A 24,967-nucleotide genomic window follows, 5' to 3' on the forward strand; every position below is an offset into this window, starting at 1 on the left:
TTAACAATTTTTTTAACCAACAATTAATAACTATTATTATGAACAAATCAGAATTAATCGATGCTATCGCTGCAGATGCAGGAATTACAAAAGCTGCAGCTAAATTAGCTTTAGAGTCATTTTTAGGAAATGTAGGCGGTACTTTGAAAAAAGGCGGAAGAGTATCTTTAGTAGGTTTCGGATCATGGTCAGTTTCACCTAGAGCTGCTAGAGACGGTAGAAATCCTCAAACAGGAAATACTATTCAAATCGCAGCTAAAAATGTTGTAAAATTTAAAGCTGGTGCAGAATTAGAAGGAGCGGTAAACTAATTTAAGTTTTCCATTATAATCAAAACCTTCCAGATGGAAGGTTTTTTTATGCATTTGAACGACTTTGTTTGGTATTATCAATAATTTATCCTTAATTTTAATAAAAAAACTAGCCGTTATGATTTCAGAAAAATTAAAAAAAGGACATCTACTTATAGCAGAGCCTTCTATATTTGGAGATTTATCATTTAGCAGATCAGTAATATTATTAGCGGACCATAACAAGGAAGGTTCTGTTGGTTTTATTATCAACAAACCTTTGAAGTATACGATCCATGACTTGATACCTGATATTGATGCAAGATTCAGAATCTACAATGGTGGACCAGTAGAACAAGACAATCTCTATTTTATTCATGACATTCCTGAATTAATTCCTAATAGTGTGGAAATTTCAGATGGCATCTATTGGGGTGGCGATTTCGAATCTACCAAAGAATTGATCAATTCCGGAAAAATAAGCAAAAAGAACATTCGCTTTTTTCTGGGATATACTGGTTGGGAAGAAGACCAACTGCAAACAGAAATGGAATGTAATTCTTGGATTATCACTGAAAATAATTATGAAAATAAAATCATAGGGAAATCAGCAGCTCATTTCTGGAAGGAACAAATAATGGAATTAGGCGGAGAATATCTTATCTGGTCCAATGCTCCTGAAAATCCGTATTTAAACTAAACAACACGTACCGCTTCGTTCAATTTTTCAACTAATTCATTTGCCAATTGGGTAGCAAACTCCTTTTTACGATATTTTGTAATGGGCTGTATGCCTTTTATAACGTTGGTAATAAACAATTCGTCCGCTTTTTGAAGATCAAATGGGGAAATTACTGCTTCCAGCACCTCCAAATTTGCTATTTTTTTTGCCAAACCTAAAATTTGTTTGCGCATGACGCCATTCAAGCACCCTTCAGAAACAGGAGGCGTAATCAGTTTATTACCCAGTAGCATAAAGATATTTCCTTGCAAAGCTTCCACAACATTCTTACTGTCATTCAACAAAAGACAATTGTCTAATCCATTTTCGTTTGCATAAATACTACCGGTAATATTGATGATTTTATTGGTTATTTTTATCGAAGACAGCAATTGTTTAGTCACATAAAAGTCTTTATATAAATCAACTTCATATTCCTTTTGGCCAATTGAATACAGCTTTTCTTCCAGAGCTACTGTATGAATCAAAAAAGAAATTGTATTGTTTTGTGGCAAATAATAACCGCCATCATTTCTATAAATGGTAATTCTGGCTCGTGCCGAGTCAGCTAAAGAATTATTTTTAACGAGGTAAAGTATCTGCTCTTCAAAATATTCCATCGTAAAATTCATTGGAATTTCCATTCGAACCACTCGCATTGAAGACATTAATCTAAAATAATGATCTTCTAAAAAAAGAATTTTATTATCTACTATTTTAACCGTTTCGAAAACAGCATCACCATATAAAAAAGCACGGTTCTGTGTCAATATGTTAGCGTCTTGAGACACTATAGTTCCATTAAAATTAATCATAAAAAAAGCCCTAAATTTTATTAGGGCAAATATAAGTCATAAAATATGATTTTACTATACAGAACCAATTAGATGTTTCAAATCTGAAATTTGATTTTCCCATAACTGTGTTGCTTCATCAACTTCGTTTTTATCGGCAAAGTCAATAACCATTAAAGAGACATCCTTGGTAAGTTCATCAACTAAAATATGCAATTCAAAAAAGTACTCTGTGTCTTTGCTGTTTTCATCAACCCATTTGAACTTTACTTTTTCACCTGACTTCTTAGAAGCAAGCCTTGCTTTTTCTTCGGAGTCATTCCAAATGAAAGTAAAGAACTCTCCACGAGAATTCACATTATCGGCAAACCATTCTGACAGACCAGAAGGAGTCGATATATATTGATATAACAATTGAGGCGAGGAATTTATGGGGAACTCGATTTCGTAACGTACTTTTTGGTCCATGAGCTGCATTTAATTTTTGTGAAATATATAGAATATAACTCCGAAAAAAAAGCATTTTTAAAAATATTTTTTTTTCTTAAAAATATACTTGCAAGCTGTAATATTATTTTTATATTTGCACCCGCATTCAGGGATGGTTTTCCACCCTAATTATGGCGAGATAGCTCAGTCGGTTAGAGCGCAGGATTCATAACCCTGAGGTCCCGAGTTCAAATCTCGGTCTCGCTACCAAAGCAAAAACCCTAACATCAATCTGTTAGGGTTTTTTTATTCTAAAAAACTACCTTTTTTATATAAAAAATACAGAAACGCATACGTTTATTTGTTAATTTAAAACCTATGGGGCTGTAATCTTCTATTTTGGGTTGATTAATTTTGATTACTAAACTATATTATGTGGTTTTAAGAAGTTACAACACAATGGAATAGTTTTTGTATATTTGTAACCTCAATTAATAAATTATGCAATTAGCATTAAACATAGAACATTTTGCAAAACCAGTAGTTACGGAAACAAGGATAAGTTTCGTTTCTAATTTTTTTGGTATTTTGTTTAAGGGAATAAAAAAGAGACTATACAACGACATAGATAATTTTATTTTAGCCGTTGAAGGCTTCTATCCTTACAGCGAAAAACTTGAACTTTCGGAAGCTGCTAAATTATTAGAAAGAACAAAACTGGTGATTTCTAAGTTAAATAAAATAGATGAGGATTTATATAAAGATGACTATTTAAAAGACCAAATATTAAAAGAGAAATACAAGTATATGCTTAAATCCATCTATAAAATGGAAAGCATACTACATAAAACTATATATAAAAATAGCCCCGTTGAAAAAACAGATAAAACTATATTAAAAGGAATTTCCGACATGAATAAAAGAAATATGTCTAAATTACTTTCTGTTTAATGGCGTTTCAAAGAGGAGATATAATTATGGTTTATTTCGATTTACCATATTCCGAATCATCCGACTCTCATCCAGCCATAATAATATCAAATGATGATGTTTTTGAACAGGATGGTTTATATATCTGTGTAATGATGTCTTCAACAACAAAAAATATTGACAAATATTCTTTCGAAGTTACCCAAGAAATGTTGGTAAATAAAAATAACAAAGATTATTCCCAAGTACGTTGCCATCTGATTACAAACGTAGATCAGGAATCAATAAGGGGTGGTAAAATTAATTCAATGAAAAAAAACAGTGTAGATCAATTAGTAATAAGAATTTCTGACATCACACTATCAGTATAACCTTTTAGGAATACTAAAACGCATACGATTCATATTTTTTATTTGAAAACAAAATAGAAAGCACCTGTAAATAAAGGATGTTAGAAGTCGTTTTCAGATTCATAACCCTGAGGTCCCGAGTTCAAATCTCGGTCTCGCTACCAAAGCAAACCCTTAAACAGCAATTGTTTAAGGGTTTTTTATTGACAATGTTTCGGAAATATAGACTTCAAATCTCTCAAGTGAGGAAAAAAGTGAGAAACTCAAGTGAGGAATTGCATAAATCAAGACAAAAATATTACTAGACATTAAGCAGAAGAAGGTATAAATGAAATGTAGTTTTTCATTTATAAACCAGTGTATGCAAAACGAAGTACAAGTTTGGACTATAAAAGACAATTATCGTTTAGGAAATGATATTAGCTCCAAAGCGCTGGCTTTTGCATTCGGGCTTCAGCAGAAATAGAAAGAAATTTAATATCACAACGTACTAAAGAAGCATTGGCAAGAAAAAAAGCAGAGGGAGTTATTTTAGGTCGTCCGATAGGTCGTAAATCAGCTAACACCAAACTAACAGGACACGAGAAAAAGATAGCCAACTTACTAAACAAAAATGTTTCCATTAGTGCCATTGGAAGAATATTGGGAGTACATAGATTAACCGTTTCTAAATTTGTTAACAACCAAAATACATGAAAAATATCTAATCCAATACTCAACTCTTGCTCAAACGATAATAAACCAAGAAACAAGGTGTCAAGCCAATAAAAAGATATTTGAGACTGTTTTAAAACATCAAGTCATAATTTCAAAAACACAACCTAGTTAGCTATTATAACACTCGTAAGATTTTATTGGGATTGAGTATTTTATTGGTTATACAAGTTCATTTTATATTTTCCACAGAGGTTGTGATTTCCAGTCTAATAGTTTACCTGTTACATCTGTTGGAATACCTAAGAATTCAATTCTAGTATTTGGATATTTAGCTAAAAGACATTCTAGCTTATTTTTAAAAGTATTATTTGGATTTATAATATTTAAAAAATACTTTAAAACACTTAAATAATAAAAGGTTCGATTATTTAAGTGAAATTTAGAATCCAGCCAATTGTATCGTGGATTATTTAGAATCATTGGAGTAATATGATATTCTCTATTCCAAACCCTGCAATGATGTGCGGATAGATTTCGCAAATGTGTTAATGAATGAAGCCAACTTTGAAATACTTGGTAAGGTATTTTATACTCCTTTGCGATTAACTTCTTATTTTGAACATCAGATAAATTACTATACAACCTTGACAAACCACCAATGGTTAATAATTCAATAGACATCCAAGAAGGTGGTGTAGCAGGTGTATGATAATTATCTAAATAGTGTTTTATAAATACTTCCGGATCTTTTGAATTGTATTCTTTATGAAGAAACTTCTGCATTTCACTAAATGGGTCAATTGTATAACCATTTCTATTAACAAATGGCTTAATAAACAAACTTGCGTCATCATGCCAATGCGAACCATATTTATGAGCTAATTGATAAATTATTTGAGTTCTTAAACCAATTTCAATTCTTTCAATGGCATCAAGCATCATCAAGCGTAACTCTCTAATCAAAAAGATACAGATTTAAAATATCATCAAAAGTTGTGTTTTTATTGAATATATCTTTTACAGTTTGAAAAGGAAGACAATAAGCACTGAGCCTATAATAACTAATATGAGAAAGGTAACTTTGAGCACGAAGTGGATCAGGAACTTGAAGACCTCTATCAATCCAAGTCTGAACTTGTTCTTGATAAGTCAATGGCGGTTTTGAGTATATTTTTTTTGCCATAGTTACCTTTTAAACTTGAAAAGGGTCGCCCAGTGTGCATTGTTAAGAGGCAGGGCAACCACGTTATGTTGAAACGTAAAAACGTTTTGAGTATCTATTTAGTATGGTGCAAATATATAAAAGTGCACTTTAATACACAAACTTTTTAACAAACAAGATGAATTATTAACATTTATGACACTATTTTTCGTAATAAATTTACATGTTAAACACCTTGTATCCCACCAGACTTAGACCACAAATAGGGAAAGGAAATTTTCACATCAATACAGCCTTATTTGACTTTTTGCACAATTCACCACAACGTTTCAAGTTCAAATAGTTTACTTTTTTTAACACGTCGTAAAAGTAATGTTCAAAAAACCGAAAAAACTTAACATGTTAAAAACCTCATGTTAAAAAAACAGAAAAAAGTTAACATGTTTAATTAACGAGTTAAATATAAAGAGCAAAAAGGAAAGCGTAAAAAAGGCGATTAAAGCAAATAAATTCTTTATCTTGTGAAACACAAACGCATTAATCATTAACAATCTAGGAACACTCAAACGAACACGATTTATATTTTTTCAGACTAAAATAGCTTTGTCAACCCCAGTAAAATAAGGGATTTCAAAACTGTTTTCAGATTCATAACCCTGAGGTCCCGAGTTCAAATCTCGGTCTCGCTACCAAAGCAAACCCTTAAACAGCAATTGTTTAAGGGTTTTTTATTGGAATTACACTTCGAAAATACAGACCTTAAATCTCTCAAGTGAGCACGGGAGTGAAGAATTTTATAAATTAAGCTACAAATTTTATTAAACATCAAACAGAAAAGGTATAAATGAAAACTACATTTCATTTATACCTTTTGAACTTTTGCCAAATATTTTATTTTCCAAAGCCCTTTTTGCGATCACTGATGAAAATTTGGGATCTAAATAATACTTCTTCAAAACTTAATTAGTTGAATGAGATGATAAAATCTTAGCCTCATCCCCCATTACTCTATTTACATTTGCTTGTTTGTACCTAAATTGATTATAATTGTTACCTTAAAATCTTGTAAAACACTGACATTCAAGATTGTTAAAATTAATTTAAAATATTATTAATATTCAGTCTAAATAAATTTGTCGAAACGAAAATGAATTTTATATTTGCATCGTTATTTTTAATTATTCCAAATAAATGAATAGAAAATACTTTTTAGTTAGCATTGTAGCTTTAATAATGTTATCCAGTTGTACCGATGATTCCGAATATGTGCCCGTTATTAGTAATAAAATAGCCGTTGGAAAATTAATTTTCTTCGATAAAAACCTCTCCAATCCTATCGGTCAAGCGTGTGCATCTTGTCACGCACCAGAAACTGGCTTTAGCGATCCATTGCACAGAGACATTTCGGAAGGTGCTGTAATAGGAACTTTCTCAAACATTAATTCTCCAAATTTAGCTTACAATGTGTTTTCTCCTGAGCGTACCTATAATACTGCAGATGAAACTTATATTGGAGGCCTTTTTCTTAATGGACGATCTCCAAACCTAAAAGAACAACTCATTCATCCCTTTATTGGTGCCGTAGAAATGAATAATGTCAGTATTGCAAATGTTGTTTCCAAAATAAAAAGTGCCCCTTACTTTTCTCAAATAGAAAAGGAGTACGGAGTAATAAAGACTGATGAAGAATTGATGTCTTATATTGCCGATGCCATAGCCGTTTTCGAAACATCAAAAGAAGTGAATTCTTTTACTTCAAAATTTGATTATTTCTCTAAACAGTTAGTCAAATTTACTGATGACGAAAAGAAAGGATTAGCCGTTTTTCAAGGAAAAGGGAAATGTGCACAATGTCACGTTTTAGAACCAGACGAAAGAATGGGAAAAATTTTGTTTACTGATTTTAGCTATGACAATATAGGAGTGCCAAGGAACGAAAAAAATCCATTTTATAACCAATCAACAGCCATAAATCCTGCGGGAGTCAACTTTATTGATATGGGTATTGGAGCTATTGTTTCGCAACCCGAACACAATGGAAAATTTCGAGTTCCTACGCTAAGAAACATAGCTATTTCAGCCCCCTACTTTCATAACGGCTCTTTTAAAACCTTAAAAGAAGTCATCCATTTCTATAATGTTAGAGATATAAACCCTAGCGAATTTGCTGCCCCAGAAGTACTTGAAACCGTAAATAGAGAGGAATTAGGCAATTTAAAAATGACTGCCCAGGAAGAAAGTCAACTAGAAGCATTTCTTGGAACGCTTACCGATCATTACCGAAAATAATTTTTTATACTACAAAAACCACAAATATGAATTTCAATAAAATAATGTTTACGCTTCTTGCTTTAGCGGGATTACAAACCATAGAAGCGCAAGAAAATACTGAAAACTCCCTGAAAGAAGTTATTGTCAAAGGCTTTAAAACCGTAAATGGCGTAGGTCACCTGCCCGATAGTAAAGACGGAATCATTTATGCTGGTAAAAAAAGTGAAATCATCCTTGTTGACAGTCTCGATGCTAATAAAGCAGTCAATAATACCAGACAAATACTAGGAAGAATTCCAGGTTTAAATATTGTAGAAACAGAAAGTAGCGGGTTTACTGCCAACGGAATTGCAACACGTGGACTCAACCCCTCCCAAAGTGTAGAAATGAATACCAGACAAAATGGTTACAACATTAGTGCTGATATTTATGGATATAATGAATCGTATTATATTCCACCAATGGAAGCTGTCAATCGTATCGAATTCGTTCGAGGTGCAGCATCGTTACAATTTGGATCACAGTTTGGAGGTTTAGTCAATTATGTTACTAAAGATACTCCAAAAAATAAACCTTTTGAATTTATTACCTCACAAACAATAGGAAGTTATGGATTGTTTAACTCCTTTAATTCTGTTGGTGGAAACTATAAAAAAATAAGTTACTACGGTTTTTTACAATACCGTAATATGGAAGGCTACAGACCCAACAGTCAGCAATCGCAAGTTTCCGGATTTGGAAAAATACAATACAATCATTCTGAAAAATTAAATTTTGGCGTTGAATATTCTTTGCTTCGAAATAAAATAAAAATGCCTGGTGGATTAACTGACAGCTTATTTTATGCCAACCCAAAAACATCAACACGAGCAAGAAACTGGTTAAAAAGCCCTTGGAATATTATTACGGCTTACGCCAATTATACGCCTTCGGAAAACAGTACTTTGAGTGTTAAATCCACCTATTTATTCAGCGGTCGTTCTTTGGTTTGGAGAAATGAAGACGGAGGAGCCGGAGCCACTGATGACATAGACCCAATTACGGGAGCATATGTACCAAGAGAAGTAGGTATCGAAAAAATGAACAATACCACCACCGAAGTACGCTATTCCCAAAATTATTCTTTGGGCAATCAAAAATCAACTTTTGCAGGCGGCGTCCGCCATAGCTATGCTTGGTTTAAACGTCAAGGAGGCGGAGAAGGAACCACAAATAGTGATTTTGATTTATCCATTACGGGAGATTGGGGATACGATTTAGATTTCACCACCACAAATCTGGCTCCGTTTGTGGAAAATATTTTTAAAGTCTCCAAAAATTTTACCATCACTCCCGGTTTTCGATTTGAATATCTAAGAAATACCGCCAAGGGACATAAAGAAGTAGAAGGCGACATTCAAATTACAGATGAAGTTAGAAATAGGACTTTTGCATTGGCAGGACTTGGATTGGAGTTAAAACCAGGAAAAAACACCAGTCTCTATGCCAATATTTCTCAGGCATACCGTCCGATAGATTACAGCCAGTTAGAACCTTTTGGAACTAGTTCAAAAATAGATCCTAACCTGAAAGATTCAAAAGGATTTAACAGCGATTTAGGATACCGAGGAACCATTAGAAACTACCTTAATTTTGATATTGGAGGATTTTATATGGCATATAACAAACGTATTGGCGTGACTTTGGCGACAGACCCTATCACTGGGGATTATTATTCCGTTAGAAAAAATATTGCCAATAGTGTACACCAAGGTATCGAAAGTTATATCGAGTTTAATATTCTAAAATACTTTAATTCACAATCTGATTTTGGTTTAAGTATTTTTAATTCCTTTTCCTATATAGATGCCAAATATACCACAGGAGAATTTAAAGGAAAAAGAGTCGAAGCAGCAGCCGAAACTATAAACCGTGTAGGTTTAATTTTTAGCACTAATAAATTGTCGACAACTTTACAGTACAATTATGTTGGAGATGCTTATGGAGATGCTTCCAATGTCATGTCTAGTGAAGATCCAGTAGCGGGTCATATTCCTTCGTATACAGTTTTGGACTGGAGTGCTTCTTATAAATTAAATAATTTTGCAATCAAGTTAGGGGCAAATAATTTAACTGATAAATCATACTTTACCCGTAGAACAGATGAATATCCTGGGCCAGGAATAATACCTGCCGTTGGACGAAGTTTCTATCTCGGATTTACAGCTAAATTTTAATAGATAAAAATTCATATTGTCTAGTCCTGAAAAAGTGATGCAGTATTAATAAAAATTAAAAGTACAATTTTTAGACAGTAGTAAGCGTCAGTTTACTACTGTTTTTTTTGTTTTACGTTCTCATATTAATTTGGCTTTCCTTATGCATTTGATTTGGTGTAAGACAAACCGCTTCAATACGGCTCTATATGCTTTTTGAACAATGCACCGCAACGCTTCAAGTTCAAATAGTTTATTTTTTTTAACATGTCCTATAAGTCACGTTTAAAAAATCGAAAAAACTTAACATGTTAAAAACCTCATGTTAAAAAAATTGAAAAAAGTTAACACGTTTAATTAACGTGTTAAATAAAAGAGCTAAAAGGAAAGAGCTAAAAAGACAATTAATAAATTCTTTATCTTTGAAATACAAACGCATTAATCATTAACAATCTAGGAATACTCAAACGAACACGATTTGTATTTTTTTATACTAAAACAGCTTTGCCAACCCTAGTAAACACAGGAGTTTAAAAACTGTTTTCAGATTCATAACCTTGAGATCCCGAGTTCAAATCTCGGTCTCGCTACCAAAGCAAACCCTTAAACAGCAATTGTTCAAGGTTTTTTTTTATTGGAATAATGTTTCAAAAATACAGACCTTGAACCTCTCAAGTGAGGACTCGAATGAGGAACTCAAGTGAGGAATTTGTAAAATTAGATTAGTATTAAATCAAAATATTATACTTAAACAGTCGAAATAAAAAATGTAATTGACTACACTTCTAATTTGAATCGTCATAATTTTTACACTTGCCTCCTCTATTGGTTGCAAGACTTATATCATTTTTTTCTAAAAAAAAGGCTGTCGGGTTTAATCTTGATTTATCGGTTTTGCTTAGTCTTGAATTTCCGCCACTGAATAAAGCACCCAGCGTTACCAGTAATTTTTCCTCTGCAAAAAAAAACAATTTTTCTTTTATATGTTACCAGTTTTTGGTAACTTTACTCAAAATTTTAAGATTATGGGACGTAATACATCTGTTTCTTTAGGGAATTATTTTGAAAGCTTTGTTGATAACAAAGTTTCTGAAGGTAGATTTAAAAACGCGAGCGAAGTCATTCGCGCTGGTTTGAGATTGTTAGAAGAAGAGGAAAGTAAAATAGTTGCTCTTAAAAAAGCAATTATTGAAGGTATTGAAAGTGGAATCGCTGAAAATTTCAATCCTAAACAACATCTTGAATCATTAAAAGCCAAAAAAAGAAATGGCTAAATATCATCTTACTAACAAGTCTGTTGATGACTTATCCAAAATTTGGGATTACACATATGAAGTTTGGTCTGAGAACCAAGCCGACAAATATTATTATGAATTACTTAGTGACTGTCAAGAATTGGCCCAAAATCAAACTTTAGGAAAAAATTACGGCGAAATCAAGAATGACATTTTTGGGTATATTTCTGGTCAGCATCTTATTTTTTACAGAATACTAAATGCAACCGAAATAGAAATTACCAGAATTTTACACTCCAGAATGGATTTAAAAAATAGAATTCAAGAATAACTCTGACATTCCGGCATAAAGCACGCCTCCTATTCGGGATCCATTACCTCACTAAGTACTACCGAAATCCATTTCTTAACTCAAAATACAATTGAAAGGAGTGAGGAAAAGGAGTGAGGAAAACCACAAAAAACCTTAAAAACCCATTATGTACAAAAAAAAACAAATAACTACATATCAATTACTTACAAAATTAAAACGATCCAATTTCAATTTTCATAACCCTGAGGTCCCGAGTTCAAATCTCGGTCTCGCTACCAAAGCAAACCCTTAAACAGCAATTTTTTAAGGGTTTTTTATTGAAAATATGCCTTAAAAACACAGACCTTTAACCTCTCAAGTGAGGAACGGGAGTGAGGAATTTTATAAATTGAGCTGTAAATTTTATTAAACATCAAGCAGAAAAGATATAAATAAAATGTAGTTTTTCATTTATACCTTTTGAATTTTAGTCAAATATTTTAATTTCCAAAGCACCTTTTTTACAATCACAGATAAAACTTTAGGATCTAAATAATACTTTTTCAAGACCCCATAGGCTGAGTGATAATAAAATCTTAGTTTCATCGCCCATTACTCTATTCACCCATGTAAGATATGTTTTTCGCAAAGTTTTTAAACTATAATTTTTATTAACCCCAGTGCTTTTTCAATAATGCGTAAATGATTTGGATAGAAAATCCATCAAATATACTATTCCATCATCACGATTAGGATGCAAAATATACTCATCTGTTGTATATTTACTATTATATCCCATTTCGATTAACAAATTCATTAATTCCACTGTTATTGGAATAGGTTTAAAAATAGTTTTCTTGTTTTTAATTCTCTGCACTTTAATATTATCAATGTACAGGAATTTTACTTTTTCTTCTGATTCATAAATATCGCTCCATCTCAAAACAACTAGTTCTTCTCGCCTACAACCCGTCAATAAAAACAATCTAAACGCATCCTTTAAATAAGCCCGATACATGTTTTTTTTTTCTCACCTTTACCACCTAACTTCATTATTGGATCATTATTATCGACCGCTACAAGAATCAACTCAAATTCTGTTTTACTTACAGATTCAATTGTAGACTGCAAAACTTCTTTTGGCACATAATTCCTCATAGGGTTCTTCATGTCAATTTCTTCGATATCAATTAAAAATTTAAAAAAATATTTTACACTATACATACATTTATTAAAAGTTCTGGGACTATAATTTTCAGCTGCCATAACATAAAAGCTTGAAATATCTTCTTTAGTTATCTTATTTATTCTTGCACTACATTTTTAAAGTAACACACTTTTGCTCCTCCTAGGATCCCTTTAAATTGGAATTAGGTGTCATTTTGAATTGGAATCAGGTGCTCACTTTAAATTAGAATTGGGTGGTCAATATCACTGGAATTTGCAGCTTTTACTAAATGTGCATCATCGAATTGATCATGATTTTTTACAGAATTATCTAAATGAGTTTTGCTATAAATTCAACAGAATTCTTTGAAGGTAAAACAATGGAAAGACTCATCATTGCGGGAGTTAATCACCAATGGAACGAATTATAGCTAACTAAACGGACAAGCATAAAAAAAATCAAATCATTCTATTCATTGATAGTTTAATTTGATTAATTTAGTAGGTAATTAGATTTATGAAAGATAGATGCGACAGAACAAAATTAAAAGGGTAGATTTATTTTTAATCTTTAATAACCTCTTTAGCAGATTTCTCGTTTTTAGAATTTTTTATATTTTTTAAAGGGGGTAAGTTTTAGTAATAAATAATTATTCTCAAAAAAGTTCAATCTATAAGTCTTTAAGAATGAGATTATTTTTTTTTATATGATGCCCATCACAAGCTTTCTTTAAAATCAACATTGTAAAAGATTTTATATATTCAAATTAGTTTCATATTTTAAAGAAAATGATTAGATATCGAATAGCAAACATTGAAGATAATCAACAATTAATTGATTTGACATCAGCTTCAAGTATGAAGGGAGATATTTCTTTACGAATTGATCGCAAACCTAATTTTTTTAAACTATTAGAAATGCGAGGTGAAAGTACCGTATTTGTGGCAGTTGATAACCATGCTATTATTGGATGTATCTGTGTTTCGCTTCAAGAAGTGTATGTTAATAAACAAATTTTTCCAATGCTGTACATTGGTGATTTTAAAGTTTTAGAATCTTACAGAAATAAAGGAGTTGGACTTAATTTATGCAATGAGTTGGCCGATTATATATTATCAACAAAAGTTGACCTAGCTTTTTTTAATTTTTCAAAAGGAAATAATAAACCGGTTTCTTTTTTTAAAGGTAGACCAAATATTCCAGATTCTGAAAATATAGGAGTTTTCAAAATCCACCAATTCATAGGGAAAAGAAAAATAACGATTAATTCAAAACTCAAAATCGAAAAAACTCCTATTACAGATGAATTAGTCCAATTTTTAAATGTTCATTATAGTAATTACGAACTTGGAAGTGTTATTAAAAAAGAAAAACTAGAAGGAACTACTAATTATATAATTCGGAATAATTTTAAAATAATTTCTGCTATGTGTTTAATAGACACCATGGATGTAAAGCAAAATATTGTAATGAAGCTTTCCTGGAAAATGAAAAACTTGCTCCAGCTTATAAATTCATTTAAAAGTTTTTTTGGAATTACAAAAATGCCCATACTAAATAAACCTGTAAAAATGATTTATGTTAAATATTTAGCGGTAAATAACAATGAAAAAGACATGGTTAAAGTGCTAATTAATCATGCGAGAAATATAGTATTTCAAAAGGAGTATTCCTTTGTATCTATTGGATTACATGAAAAAGACCCTTTAAACTATAGTTTTAAAGGTTTGCTCAAGCTTACTTTTAATTCTGTAGGTATGCTTTCAAGTATAAAGAATAACAAGAATTTAATACAGCAAGTTAAACAAGGAATTCCCTTTGAAGATTATTCCCTTGTTTAAAAATATTTTTTGAATCTAAAATTTAAAGATTATGGAACTTGAAAAAAATGAAGTACTGACAATTGAAACATTTAATGTTATTTCTGATATTTTCTCGCAGGCTATTACCGGTGAACTTATCGGGATGTCAAATTTCGCATCACTTGCTGAAACAATTGATGACCCATACGAAAAAATGGAAGCTGTAGAACATGCCAATAGTGAACGAACGCATGCGGAAGGATTTATGGCTTTTGCTAAAAAAATGGAATTAAACATTAATATAAATCTAAATAGTGAGTATTGGGGAAATGTGCGAAAACAATTTTTAAAGTACGCTCATAAAAAAGATTTTATCGCCTGTTTAATTATACAAGAAGTACTATTGGAATCATTTGCCATTTCAATGTATACAGATGTTGGCAATGCAATTGGAGGAGAAGCTAAGAGAATTTTTTTGAGTATTGCAGAAGAAGAAAAGGAACATTTAGAACATTCTTCAGATTTATTAAGAGCTGAATTAAAAAAGGATTATGATGCCTTTATCAATAAATTTGAAGAGGTTCATTTTAATTGTATGACTATTCTTGCAGAGTTTACCGCAACAACAGATCTTCGTGGACATTGTGGGGTTTGTAATGGAGATTGCATGAAAGGTTCCTTGCATCATATAGGATTGAACATTATAAACATGAGGGGCAATGCAATGGCACTTTATGCAAGAGCACTTGATAATATTGGAATACCTGGAGAAAAATCAATCATATGGATTACTCAACTCCCCGCTTAGATTTTGCGGCTATAGGTCATCAGGATAGTTGGGAAAATATTTCCTCATTTGTAAATGGCATTCGAACTCCAGAACAAGAAAAACTGTCTTTAGAAAAAATTAGAGCTATATTTTCGTTTATTCCGCCAAGGGATCTTTTCAGGGTGAAGGTCAAATCAAAAACAGGGAGCGAAATAAATGGTGTATATATTGAAACATTTATTGATCCAGATAAGTTGGATTCACAATATATCAGAACCAATATCAGTAAGGTGATGGATGCGGTTTTGTGCGCCAAAAAAATGGGTGCAAAGATTGTAACTCTTGGTGGTTTTACCTCCATTGTTTTAGAAGGAAATTTAAATTTGTTTTCTCAAGACGAAACTAAATTTACGACGGGTAATACTCTAACAGCTGCTTACATTGTTAAAGGTATCGAAAAAGCTGCCTTTCAACTTAAAATTGATGTTCAAGAATCAGCAATTTTAATAATTGGTGCTACCGGTGACATTGGAATTGCCTGTGTAAATTATCTAAAATACAAGAGTAAGAAATTACTTTTGAATGCTCGAAATAATCAAAGACTTGACAATTTATCAAAACAATTAACAGAAGAAAATATTGCTGTAAATTATTCAGTCTCTGTTGAACGGCTAATCCCTGAGGCTGACATTATCATTTGTGTGGCAAGTTCAACAGGAATAAAACTAACTAATTGCAAAAAAGGAGTTCTTATATGTGATGCGGGTTATCCTAAAAATTTAGAAACCAAAATTGAAGATAATATTGACGTAAATTTATTTCATGGAGGAATGGGATTGGTAAGCCAAGGATTTAATTTTATACCCGATTATTCAAATAGCATCTATCGCTATCCATCACCTAATGTTATTCATGGTTGTCTACTTGAAGCTATGGCACTTGCCTTTGAAAATAAGATAGAAAATTATTCTACAGGAAAAGGGAATATTACTGTTGATAAAATGGAAGAAATTTATGCTTTAAGTCTGAAACATGGAATTACACTCGCACCATTTTATAACTCAAAAGGTATTTGGTGATTAAGTAAAATCTTATTTTTATAAAAGTCACAATAATGGAAAATGTAAAAAATCAAGTCTCACTCTTCAAGTTAGTATTTACCCATAATTGGGAAGATCCTGAAAGTGATCATGTAGCATTGAAAATAAAAAAAAATGAAACAGTTGTAGCAATTACTTCTGGAGGTTGTAATGTTTTAGGTTTTTTAATGTTCGATCCTGAAGTTATTTACAGTATTGATATTAATCCTGCACAGTCATATTTACTGGAATTAAAAATTGCGGCTATTAAAAGTCTTAATTTTGATGATTTTATTTTGTTTTCTGGGCTTAAGGATTGTAAATATAGGATAAAATTATATGAAAAAATCAGACCTGTTTTAAGTAAAGATGCTCTTACTTTTTGGGACGAGAATACTAAAATTTTAAGCAATGGATTTATTATGAATGGAAAATATGAACGATTTATACTGTTAGCAGGAAAATTTATCAATTTCCTACAAGGCAAAAAAAGAGTTTTAGGTTTACTTACTGAAAAATTAAAATCCGAACAAGAGATTTATTTTGATACTATATGGAATACCAGACGCTTTCATTATATGTTTAAAATATTATTTAATAAACAGATTCTCGCCAAACGAGGCTTAGTATCAGATTACTTTCACTTTGATGATGGCAGCAAATCTTTCGCAGAAAGTTTTTATAATCGTTCTAAAAAAGCTTTTCGGAATATCCCTATAAAAGACAATTATTTTGTGTCCTTATATCTTTTAGGAAAATACAAAAACGAATATGAAGTGCCAAACTATTTAAAAAGAGAAAACTTTGAGGTAATAAAATCTAGGATTAACAAGATTAAAATAATTACAGCTGAAGCTCAAAATTGGATTGACTCTATACCTGATGAAAGTATCGATTGTTTTGCCCTATCCAATATTTGCGAATTGATGAGTGACAATGAAACAAACCGATTATTTACCTCTGTTTACAGAACTTCCAGAGTTGAAGGGAGAATTATTTTTCGCAACCTAATGATACCAAGAGATGTTCCAGATATATTGAAACAACAAATTGTAAAGAATGAAACTCTTAGTAAGTTTATTTATGATAACGATCGCTCGTTTGTATATGGAAAAGTAGCTGCTTATTCAATTCTTAAATGATAAAAAATGAAAGAGCTTTATAGTATACCTGCTAAAAAAAACATCTCTATTATTGTTATTTGTTCTGTATTATATTTTAGTCTTTTATATACAAGTTCACTAACTCACCTGTTGATTTATAAATTTCTATTGGGAATTGTTTTTGGAATTGTTATGATACCGGTATATTCTCTTATGCATGAATCAGTCCACTATACCCTTCATCCGAATTCATTCTGGAATTTATTTTTAGGGCGTTGGCTTTGTACTATTTTTATTTTTTCTTACAGTTTTTATCGCCATTGTCATTTCAAACATCATAAAAAAAACCGAACAGATGAGGAAATGTGGGACTTGTATTATGAACATCAGAATAAATGGTTTCGTTTTGGAAATCTTTATTTAATGATGATCGGTTTAGGTTATTTGGGAGTGATGTTATCGGTGGTTTTATTTGCTATTGCTCCACAGTTGGTAAATTCCACCTTATTTAAAAAACATACTGAAATAAAAGGATTCGTAGAGGGCTTTGATGATGTGTTGAAATTAAAGACCTCGCAAATAGAATCTATCTGTATAATTATTTTTCAAGTTTTATGCCTATGGTTTATAAATTGGGATTTTAGTACTTGGATTATTTTTTATTTAATAAATGGTTTTATATGGTCTTCACAGAATTATGTTAATCATGCTTTTAGCCCCCGTGATATTATAAACGGCGCTCATAATTTAAAAGTGCCGGTTTGGCTGAATTTAGTATATCTGAATTTCAATCTTCATTTAGCGCATCACCAAAACCCAAAAATTCCTTGGTTGCATTTACCACAATATATTAAAAATAGTGATGGACGAATTACATTTTTAAGAAACTATTTGAGCTTATGGAAAGGCCCACAATTGACCAAGGAACCATCGCCAAAAGAACATCATTCATAATTCCATTTAAAAAAATATAGTTACAGGTTCATGATAAAAAGAGAGACTCTTTTTTTTTGTAATTACATTAATATAAGTTCACTAAACACCAAACTGTCTTAAATGATGATCAAGATGTTTATATGTTAAGAAAGCTGATTCCTCATGAGTAATCTTTCCTAAAACATAATGTGGTTTTCTTGAAATACCATTTGGCCCTTTCTTTAAATACTTTTGTATTGAATCCATTACTTTTGTTTTTTCAGTTAAAAAATCGGAAGCTTCTTTAACCAACACTTTTCTATCTGCAGGTAAATGTTTAGGAAAAGGTTTTTCTCCTAATAATATCCAGCGGGATATCCCACTAAAATATTTACCTAACAATCCTTTTTTTAATTCAATTTCATCAAAGTTTACGCATAAAGATAAATCGAGATGAGCAAGCATTTGAGAAACAGTCATTTTCCCCCACTTTGGTTTTAAGGAAGGGTTAAGTTTTTCAATTCGGTTTAGAATTTCTGGATAAACTGTTGAATCGAATAAGGTTTTCATTTTATATGTTTATTTTATAATTCAACTGTCGCATCAATCATAAATCTATTATTTGACTAAATTAAACAAATTATGCGGTTCTGTCGCATCTGTCAATTGAAATAAACAGTATCATTTAACTTCACAGATGCAATATATTCATCTTATTTATTAAAATAAGTAAATATTGTTAAAATTTTTATTTACCTTTAACTACTAAATTAGTAAAAGAACTTCGCCTAGCCTCTATCCGTTAGCGGCAATGTATCAACCTAGGAACATCCTGTAGAAGTAGATTACTAATATTTTTTTTTACAACGTATCAACTATATTTTATCCAAAAAATGATTAGTGCCAAACACATATCAAAGTCATACGGTAAAAAGGAAATTCTGTGTAATATATCTTTTACTATAAACCCTGGCACACTCAATGCAGTAGTTGGTGAAAATGGAGTTGGTAAATCCACATTAATGAGGATTCTTATCGGAGAAATAAGCACCGATAAAGGTGTAGTTGTTTTAACTGGTAAAGTAGGTTATTGTCCGCAGTATCCGCTCCTTTTTTCTATGCTTACCGTTGAAGAAAATTTCAGGTATTTCGCCTCTGCTTATGGGTTGATTAACTATTACTGGAAAGCAAGACGAGATGAGTTGATGGATCAACTTGGTTTCAAAAAATACCAGCATTACCTTGTTGAACATCTAAGCGGAGGTACCCGGCAAAAACTAAACCTTGCAATTGCGCTTCTGAACGACCCCGATATACTTATACTTGATGAACCTTATGGTGCTTTTGACCTGGAAACCTATCAACATTTCAGGGAAATGATGTTTCAATTGAAAGATCAGGGAAAAGGCATACTGTTAGTTACACATTTATTAAATGATGTTGAACGGTTTGATCAGATTTTGACTTTAAAAGAAGGAGGCCTGCAATGAGACTGAATCAATTTTTCACAAGTTTTATTATGCACTTCAGAATGTTGGGGCGCCAAAAAATAGTTTTACTTCTCTTAACGGGCATCCCTGTCCTTTTTATTTGTATTGTCCAGCTTACAGCTTCTGGAAGAGAAATATTATTCGAGCTTGGAATTGCAGAAACAAAAACAATGATAAAGGCAACAGAGGCAAATTTGTCATTAATTTTTGTTTCGATGGCAACAATTGGATTTTTATCGTCTTTCGTTTCCCTAAACATTGTTCTGCAATACAAAGAAATTAACAAACGGCTAGTTCTTTGTGGGTACTATCCTGCAGAGCTAATGTTATCAGCATTAGCCGTAATGTTCTTTATTATCGTATTGTTGGTATTCTGTATTGGCTTATCTGTTCTGATTTTTTTTCAGCCTCTGCATTTTTGGACGATGCTATTGGGAATGTTATTTAACGGGCTTATTTACGGGGGTTACGGAATGTTGGTGGGATGCATAATCAATGGGGCCCTCGAAGGAACGTTGACAGTTATCCTGATGGCAAATATAGATGCCGGCTGGCTACAAAACCCAATTTTCTTTTCGGAAGCCAGGAATAAATTTATTATTCAAATGTTACCTGCTTATCACCCTACACAATTATCAGTGGGAGCTGCATTTACAGAAGTTCCTCTACAAACATCGATTTTTGTCAGCATTACTTATTTGCTTTTTTTCTTTGGTTCAGCTATTATCCTTTCATATTACAATATGCGCATCAAACAAGCTGTTAAAATAAAAAAAGTAAATTAATCAGATATAGAACTATCCGTTTTAAATAATTTTTCAATAAAGAACATATTATGAGCCTAGTTTCATTACTATTTGGTCAAAATAAGAACCAAAACAAAGATATTTTTATTCAAAATAGGGCACCTATCCGAACTATTCCTGCTCATTTAGAATCAGTTGTTTCACAAAAAGTAATAGGTAATCATGCTTTTCTTGAGTCCGGTAAAGGAAAGGCAGTCATTTTTTGTCATGGCTTGTTCGGAGGGATTTTTAATATTGAAAAAGTATCTGAACTCATTTCAAAAAAAACCGCTTTATCATGCCGTACTTACCAATGTATGACATGCCCCTAAGTAACTGTACTATTGATATTCTTGGCGACTATTTAGAATCGTTTATTGATGATTTACAAATTGAGGAAGCAGTTATTATTGGAAGTTCTATGGGAGGTGGAACAGCTTTATACTATGCAATTAAATCCAATCACAAAATCAAGGGTTTAGTTCTTTGTGGTAGTTCAGGCTTAAGTAATATTCCCTTTCAAAAGGATACTTTCAGCGTAAAAATTATGATTTTGTAAAACATTCTACACAGGATATTTTTTTTGATCGAGACATTCCATCAGATGAAATGATAACAGAAAGGGTTATTGTTATGGATAGAAGCCAACAATCCCATTGAAATCAAGGATAAAACAACGAATAGGGCATTTACAAAAACAGGCTTAAAAGTGGTGTATCAATTCCTGATAAACGAAGAGTGGATTAATTATACCTACAGACAAATTGCCGAAGAAACCAACACAGGAATTGGAAATGTAAATAACATCTTTACAGGCTTGAAACAAGAAGAATACCTATTGCAGCTAAACAAAGAGCAGTATAAATTGGAGAATAAAAAGAAGCTGCTCGAAAAATGGATATTGGAGTATGAAAAACGCTTAAAACCAACACTAACAATTGGAACATTTCGTTTTCTCAAAGAAGAGGACTTCTACAATTGGAAAAAGCTGCAGCTACAAAGCGGTAAAACATGGTGGGGAGGAGAACCGGCTGGTGATGTTTTTACAAATTATTTACGCCCTGAAGAGTTGACAATCTATACAACAGAAGCCAGGGGGGATTTAATGAAAAATTATCGTCTGGTTCCAGATAACAATGGTAATGTAAAAGTGTTCAAAAAGTTTTGGGAGAATGATGACGCAAATAACAATGTGGTTCATCCATTATTGGCCTATGCCGATTTAATAAACGAAGGAGACAGAAGATGTACCGAAACAGCGCAAAAAATATACGATGAGTACCTACAAGATAAATTTTAAACAATTACGCCAGCAACCCCAACTTTCCGAAATGCTTTCAGCATTGGAAAGAGGTTTAAAAAAATTCGATATTGATTTCTATTTGGTAGGAGCAGTAGCTCGGGATCTTTGGATGAGTGCCATAAATCATATTCCTTCTGTCAACACAATAGAAGATCTACTTCCTATTTGAGTCCCCGAGTAATTAATAAAGGATTTTGATTTACTTCATAGTCAACCGAAGAAACATTCTTTACGAACGGTCGGCTTACAATTGCTTTTACTGGATCAGAATGCATAAAGTCTTCCATTGCGGTTTTGTTTTCCCATAAATAGAACTCGACAACAGTATTTTTTTCTTCGTCCGCCAATCAAACTTTTGAAATAAGACCTTTTACTTCCGCTAAAATTGGCGCATCTGGTCCTACCATTTGCTTAAGATATTCCGCTTGAGAAATATCCTTTAATTGATAAGTGATTAATTGTGCTTGCCTTATTTTATTTTTTTTAAGTTTATAATGATGCTTTCTATTTGGCAAGTATTTACAGCTAAACTATTAGTTATAAGTGTGCTACTAAACATAAAATAACTACCTTCATACATTCTTAAAAACCAACCATCTATGAAAATACTGTTTTTCTACCTATCATTTGTCTTAATGTTGTTTATTCCTAGTAAACAAGAATCTCCAAAAGTGACTTCTTTGGCAAATTATCAAGGCAACGAAACATTTAGCGTCATTTTTGGCAGTACCACTGTCGGGCACCTTAAAACCAATATCCTTGGGGATACCATTCAAATAAATTACGACTATAAAAACAATGGCCGTGGGCCAACTATTAAAGAAACCATTGTGTTGAACACCGATGGCTTTCCACTTCAATGGAATATTACTGGTAATACCACTTTTGGAAATGCCGTGGATGAACACTATACTTTAAACGGAACCAATGCTTCATGGACCGACGCCACTGGAAGTGGTAGTAATACCGTTCCCAATGCCTTGTGGTACGTAAATCAATCCGGAAGTCCTTATGCCATGATACTTACCGCACGTAGCTTATTAAAATCACCTAATCATTCATTTGATGTGCTCCCCGCCGGAACCCTCAAGCTTACTGAGATGGAAAAAACTAGCATTACCGTTGATTCAACTAGACTCAACCTTACTACCTATGCATTATCTGGAGCCGATATCAACCCCTCGTACTTTATTGTAGACGCAGACCAACGATTATTTGCAGTAATCAGCCCAAGGTTTGTCATTGTTCGTGAGGGTTTTGAATCTGAGGAAAAAGCACTCAGAGCCTTAGCCGAAAAATATTCGACGGAACGATTTGAGGCCCTGCAAAAAGAGTATGCCCATAATTATGGAAAAAAGGTGCGTATTGCAAACGTAAAAATATTCAATCCTAATACGTTGGCGCTGTCTAAACCTTCATCAGTAGTAGTAGATGGTGACCGCGTAGTAAGCATCGATGCCGCAAATACCACGGAAAAGAACGAAGTCATCATTGATGGCTCAGGAGGTACCTTGGTGGCTGGAATGTATGAAATGCATGCCCATAGTGGTGATGAAGACGCGCTGTTAAATATTTTGGCAGGTATTACTTCCTTTCGGGATATGGGGAACGACAATGAAGTGTTGAACGAATTGATCAAAAAAATAAATACTGGCGTTTTAGCGGGGCCTCGCATTCATCGATTGGGCTTTATTGAAGGCAAAAGTGAATACAGCGCAAATAATGGAATATTGGTTTCTAATAAAGAAGAAGCCTTAGCCGCGGTAGATAAATATCATGATATGGGCTTTTATGGTGTAAAACTCTACAATTCCATGAATGGAGATTGGGCACCAGCTATTGTTAAAAAAGCCCATGATTACGGAATGTTTGTATGCGGACATGTGCCTGCGTTCTCAAATGCCAATGCGATGTTACGAGCTGGTTTTGACGAAATGACACATATTAATCAAACCATGTTGGGCTGGGTTTTACAGCCAGATGAAGATACACGTACCCTGCTTCGCCTTACAGCTTTAAAAAAATTTCCAGATTTAGACCTGAATAGTCCCAAGGTAAAGGAAACCATGGATTTATATATTCAGAACAAAACTGCAATTGATCCAACCTTAGCCATCCACGAAGTCTTGACGAAAGCTAGAAATGGAGAAGTTTGGGAAGGAACCAAGGACTTCATAGATCATATGCCCCCAAACTCACAGCGAGAGTTCAAGGTAGCCTTATCAAAAATAGCCAGTCCCGAAGATGACAAAGCCTATCGAAAAGGTTTTGATAAAATTGTGGAAACCTTAAAAATGATGAAAAGGAAAGGAATCTTTATCGTACCCGGAACCGATCTAGGAGGAGCTTTCTTCTACCATCGCGAACTGGAGCTTTACCAACAATTGGGTTATACACCTGCTGAGTTGCTAAAGCTGGCAACCTATGATATGGCTCACTATTTAGGAGATAAAGATCTCGGAAGCATTGCTCCCGGTAAATTGGCCGATTTTTTCTTAATCCCTGGAAATCCAGTAAAGAACATCAAAGCCATCAAAACAATATCTATGGTATCTCGTGGTGGCATTTTTTACTTTCCAAGCGAGGTGTATCCTGCTTTTGGTATCAAACCATTCACTCCAATACCTAAGGTGAAAGAATAAAAATATAAAATGTGCTATAACACAACATAAAATACTGAGAAAGGTATTATAACAAAATCGGGGACTGTCGCAGCTGTCGAGCATAAATCTACTTATTGGTGTTTTCGGTAGGTTATGCTACCAAGGAACAGAATCAAAACACAGATTAAAAGGAGTGAGGAAAAGGAGTGAGGAAAACCACAAAAAAACTTAAAAACCCATTTTGAACAAAAATTCAAATAATTAAATATCAACCACTTACAAAACAACAATGATCAATTTCCAATTTTCATAACCCTGAGGTCCCGAGTTCAAATCTCGGTCTCGCCGCCAAAGCAAACCCTTAAATAGCAATTGTTTAAGGGTTTTTTATTGGGTTTTAAAAATATCGACTTGAAATCATTTGGACCTTCTAATTTTGAAACAGCTCCACAGGAATAATGTTTCTTGACAACAAAATCTACGCAACGTAGTTTCAATTCATAACTGTACTTGACTTTTCTTTCCTTACAAATACCCCCAAAAAGTATCTAACTTTTTGGGGCAGTGCATTTCTGAAAGGCTCTTTTAATGTTAAAAGTTTTCGTCTTCGATAGAATTTATACG

General features: G+C 32.6%; 28 protein-coding genes, 1 tRNA gene and 1 pseudogene. 21 read left to right on the plus strand and 9 right to left on the minus strand.

Annotated elements, in window-relative coordinates:
- Positions 1 to 38: 38 nt before the first annotated feature.
- Complete coding sequence (locus ACNQGH_RS14980) at positions 39 to 311, plus strand: HU family DNA-binding protein (protein ID WP_417956832.1); 273 nt, start codon at positions 39 to 41, stop codon at positions 309 to 311.
- A gap of 118 nt (positions 312 to 429) precedes the next feature.
- Positions 430 to 990: a YqgE/AlgH family protein gene (locus ACNQGH_RS14985; protein ID WP_417956833.1), complete on the plus strand. Its 561-nt coding sequence runs from the start codon at positions 430 to 432 to the stop codon at positions 988 to 990.
- Here the strand turns inward: ACNQGH_RS14985 and ACNQGH_RS14990 are convergent.
- Positions 987 to 1,826 (minus strand): aminotransferase class IV, encoded by an 840-nt coding sequence (locus ACNQGH_RS14990; protein ID WP_417956834.1) that lies wholly within the window; start codon positions 1,824 to 1,826, stop codon positions 987 to 989. The two genes, ACNQGH_RS14985 and ACNQGH_RS14990, sit on opposite strands and share 4 nt — an antisense overlap.
- 54 nt (positions 1,827 to 1,880) lie before the next feature.
- Positions 1,881 to 2,273 carry an START-like domain-containing protein gene (locus tag ACNQGH_RS14995; protein WP_143387973.1) on the minus strand — a complete coding sequence of 131 codons (393 nt, stop codon included), beginning with the start codon at positions 2,271 to 2,273 and terminating at the stop codon, positions 1,881 to 1,883.
- A 154-nt stretch (positions 2,274 to 2,427) separates the two neighbouring features.
- Between ACNQGH_RS14995 and ACNQGH_RS15000 the strand changes: the two genes are divergently transcribed.
- The 4 genes and pseudogenes from ACNQGH_RS15000 to ACNQGH_RS15015 all read left to right on the plus strand — a co-directional run.
- Positions 2,428 to 2,504 (plus strand) — tRNA-Met (locus tag ACNQGH_RS15000).
- 231 nt (positions 2,505 to 2,735) lie between these two features.
- Entirely contained in the window at positions 2,736 to 3,185 is a 450-nt protein-coding gene (locus ACNQGH_RS15005; protein ID WP_417938090.1) for a hypothetical protein, read from the plus strand.
- Complete coding sequence (locus ACNQGH_RS15010; protein ID WP_417938091.1) at positions 3,185 to 3,535, plus strand: type II toxin-antitoxin system PemK/MazF family toxin; 351 nt, start codon at positions 3,185 to 3,187, stop codon at positions 3,533 to 3,535. The genes ACNQGH_RS15005 and ACNQGH_RS15010 overlap by 1 nt, the downstream gene beginning before the upstream one ends.
- 346 nt (positions 3,536 to 3,881) lie before the next feature.
- Positions 3,882 to 4,210, plus strand: a pseudogene (locus ACNQGH_RS15015) (recombinase family protein); the annotation flags it as partial.
- 195 nt (positions 4,211 to 4,405) lie between these two features.
- Here the strand turns inward: ACNQGH_RS15015 and ACNQGH_RS15020 are convergent.
- Together ACNQGH_RS15020 and ACNQGH_RS15025 are read right to left on the minus strand one after the other, a co-directional pair.
- On the minus strand, positions 4,406 to 5,134 hold the full coding sequence (locus ACNQGH_RS15020) for an Abi family protein (protein WP_417956835.1): 729 nt from the start codon (positions 5,132 to 5,134) through the stop codon (positions 4,406 to 4,408).
- Complete coding sequence (locus ACNQGH_RS15025) at positions 5,127 to 5,354, minus strand: Abi family protein (RefSeq protein ID WP_417956836.1); 228 nt, start codon at positions 5,352 to 5,354, stop codon at positions 5,127 to 5,129. The genes ACNQGH_RS15020 and ACNQGH_RS15025 overlap by 8 nt, the downstream gene beginning before the upstream one ends.
- A 1,170-nt stretch (positions 5,355 to 6,524) precedes the next feature.
- Between ACNQGH_RS15025 and ACNQGH_RS15030 the strand changes: the two genes are divergently transcribed.
- The 4 genes from ACNQGH_RS15030 to ACNQGH_RS15045 all read left to right on the plus strand — a co-directional run bounded on the left by ACNQGH_RS15030 (position 6,525) and on the right by ACNQGH_RS15045 (position 11,365).
- Positions 6,525 to 7,622 (plus strand): cytochrome-c peroxidase, encoded by a 1,098-nt coding sequence (locus ACNQGH_RS15030; protein WP_417956837.1) that lies wholly within the window; start codon positions 6,525 to 6,527, stop codon positions 7,620 to 7,622.
- A 26-nt stretch (positions 7,623 to 7,648) separates the two neighbouring features.
- Positions 7,649 to 9,820 (plus strand): TonB-dependent receptor family protein, encoded by a 2,172-nt coding sequence (locus ACNQGH_RS15035; protein WP_417956838.1) that lies wholly within the window; start codon positions 7,649 to 7,651, stop codon positions 9,818 to 9,820.
- 1,004 nt (positions 9,821 to 10,824) lie between these two features.
- Complete coding sequence (locus ACNQGH_RS15040) at positions 10,825 to 11,073, plus strand: type II toxin-antitoxin system ParD family antitoxin (RefSeq protein WP_417956873.1); 249 nt, start codon at positions 10,825 to 10,827, stop codon at positions 11,071 to 11,073.
- Positions 11,066 to 11,365, plus strand: coding sequence for a type II toxin-antitoxin system RelE/ParE family toxin (locus tag ACNQGH_RS15045; RefSeq protein ID WP_417956839.1), 300 nt, complete (start codon positions 11,066 to 11,068; stop codon positions 11,363 to 11,365). Before ACNQGH_RS15040 ends, ACNQGH_RS15045 begins: the two co-directional genes overlap by 8 nt.
- Positions 11,366 to 12,014: 649 nt before the next feature.
- Here the strand turns inward: ACNQGH_RS15045 and ACNQGH_RS15050 are convergent.
- Both ACNQGH_RS15050 and ACNQGH_RS15055 read right to left on the minus strand, forming a co-directional pair.
- A complete protein-coding gene (locus ACNQGH_RS15050; protein ID WP_417956840.1) occupies positions 12,015 to 12,344 on the minus strand; it encodes a site-specific integrase in 330 nt (109 codons plus the stop codon).
- Positions 12,326 to 12,592 carry a hypothetical protein gene (locus ACNQGH_RS15055; protein ID WP_417956841.1) on the minus strand — a complete coding sequence of 89 codons (267 nt, stop codon included), beginning with the start codon at positions 12,590 to 12,592 and terminating at the stop codon, positions 12,326 to 12,328. Before ACNQGH_RS15055 ends, ACNQGH_RS15050 begins: the two co-directional genes overlap by 19 nt.
- A gap of 690 nt (positions 12,593 to 13,282) precedes the next feature.
- On the opposite strand from ACNQGH_RS15055, the gene ACNQGH_RS15060 reads away from it, so the two are divergent.
- The 5 genes from ACNQGH_RS15060 to ACNQGH_RS15080 are packed head-to-tail and all read left to right on the plus strand — an operon-like array spanning position 13,283 to position 18,201.
- Positions 13,283 to 14,335: a GNAT family N-acetyltransferase gene (locus ACNQGH_RS15060; RefSeq protein ID WP_417956842.1), complete on the plus strand. Its 1,053-nt coding sequence runs from the start codon at positions 13,283 to 13,285 to the stop codon at positions 14,333 to 14,335.
- 31 nt (positions 14,336 to 14,366) lie between these two features.
- Positions 14,367 to 15,104, plus strand: a complete 738-nt coding sequence (locus ACNQGH_RS15065) for a long-chain fatty aldehyde decarbonylase (RefSeq protein ID WP_417956843.1) — start codon at positions 14,367 to 14,369, stop codon at positions 15,102 to 15,104.
- The gene (locus tag ACNQGH_RS15070) at positions 15,080 to 16,144 is read left to right on the plus strand and encodes a hypothetical protein (protein ID WP_417956844.1); all 1,065 of its coding nucleotides are present in this window, start codon (positions 15,080 to 15,082) and stop codon (positions 16,142 to 16,144) included. Before ACNQGH_RS15065 ends, ACNQGH_RS15070 begins: the two co-directional genes overlap by 25 nt.
- 35 nt (positions 16,145 to 16,179) lie before the next feature.
- On the plus strand, positions 16,180 to 17,286 hold the full coding sequence (locus tag ACNQGH_RS15075; RefSeq protein ID WP_417956845.1) for a DUF3419 family protein: 1,107 nt from the start codon (positions 16,180 to 16,182) through the stop codon (positions 17,284 to 17,286).
- Positions 17,287 to 17,292: 6 nt separating this feature from the next.
- On the plus strand, positions 17,293 to 18,201 hold the full coding sequence (locus ACNQGH_RS15080) for a fatty acid desaturase family protein (protein ID WP_417956846.1): 909 nt from the start codon (positions 17,293 to 17,295) through the stop codon (positions 18,199 to 18,201).
- An 81-nt stretch (positions 18,202 to 18,282) separates the two neighbouring features.
- Here ACNQGH_RS15080 and ACNQGH_RS15085 read toward each other — a convergent pair whose 3' ends face one another.
- Positions 18,283 to 18,732, minus strand: coding sequence for a hypothetical protein (locus ACNQGH_RS15085; protein WP_417956847.1), 450 nt, complete (start codon positions 18,730 to 18,732; stop codon positions 18,283 to 18,285).
- Positions 18,733 to 19,055: 323 nt separating this feature from the next.
- Here ACNQGH_RS15085 and ACNQGH_RS15090 point away from each other — a divergent pair, with 323 nt between their 5' ends.
- The 5 genes from ACNQGH_RS15090 to ACNQGH_RS15110 all read left to right on the plus strand — a co-directional run bounded on the left by ACNQGH_RS15090 (position 19,056) and on the right by ACNQGH_RS15110 (position 21,909).
- A complete protein-coding gene (locus ACNQGH_RS15090) occupies positions 19,056 to 19,652 on the plus strand; it encodes an ABC transporter ATP-binding protein (protein ID WP_417956848.1) in 597 nt (198 codons plus the stop codon).
- A 29-nt stretch (positions 19,653 to 19,681) separates the two neighbouring features.
- Positions 19,682 to 20,437 (plus strand): hypothetical protein, encoded by a 756-nt coding sequence (locus ACNQGH_RS15095; RefSeq protein ID WP_417956849.1) that lies wholly within the window; start codon positions 19,682 to 19,684, stop codon positions 20,435 to 20,437.
- 298 nt (positions 20,438 to 20,735) lie between these two features.
- Positions 20,736 to 20,996: an alpha/beta fold hydrolase gene (locus ACNQGH_RS15100; RefSeq protein ID WP_417956850.1), complete on the plus strand. Its 261-nt coding sequence runs from the start codon at positions 20,736 to 20,738 to the stop codon at positions 20,994 to 20,996.
- Between the two features lie 69 nt (positions 20,997 to 21,065).
- Positions 21,066 to 21,737, plus strand: coding sequence for a type IV toxin-antitoxin system AbiEi family antitoxin (locus tag ACNQGH_RS15105; RefSeq protein ID WP_417956851.1), 672 nt, complete (start codon positions 21,066 to 21,068; stop codon positions 21,735 to 21,737).
- Positions 21,712 to 21,909 (plus strand): hypothetical protein, encoded by a 198-nt coding sequence (locus tag ACNQGH_RS15110; RefSeq protein ID WP_417956852.1) that lies wholly within the window; start codon positions 21,712 to 21,714, stop codon positions 21,907 to 21,909. Before ACNQGH_RS15105 ends, ACNQGH_RS15110 begins: the two co-directional genes overlap by 26 nt.
- Here the strand turns inward: ACNQGH_RS15110 and ACNQGH_RS15115 are convergent.
- Positions 21,902 to 22,087, minus strand: coding sequence for a hypothetical protein (locus ACNQGH_RS15115; RefSeq protein WP_417956853.1), 186 nt, complete (start codon positions 22,085 to 22,087; stop codon positions 21,902 to 21,904). The two genes, ACNQGH_RS15110 and ACNQGH_RS15115, sit on opposite strands and share 8 nt — an antisense overlap.
- Entirely contained in the window at positions 22,088 to 22,255 is a 168-nt protein-coding gene (locus ACNQGH_RS15120) for a hypothetical protein (protein ID WP_417956854.1), read from the minus strand. It abuts the gene before it with no gap.
- A gap of 84 nt (positions 22,256 to 22,339) precedes the next feature.
- Between ACNQGH_RS15120 and ACNQGH_RS15125 the strand changes: the two genes are divergently transcribed.
- Positions 22,340 to 24,382: an amidohydrolase family protein gene (locus ACNQGH_RS15125; RefSeq protein ID WP_417956855.1), complete on the plus strand. Its 2,043-nt coding sequence runs from the start codon at positions 22,340 to 22,342 to the stop codon at positions 24,380 to 24,382.
- Positions 24,383 to 24,967 lie beyond the last annotated feature (585 nt).

The organism is Flavobacterium kochi (genome assembly GCF_048286715.1).
In the GTDB taxonomy this organism is placed as follows: domain Bacteria; phylum Bacteroidota; class Bacteroidia; order Flavobacteriales; family Flavobacteriaceae; genus Flavobacterium.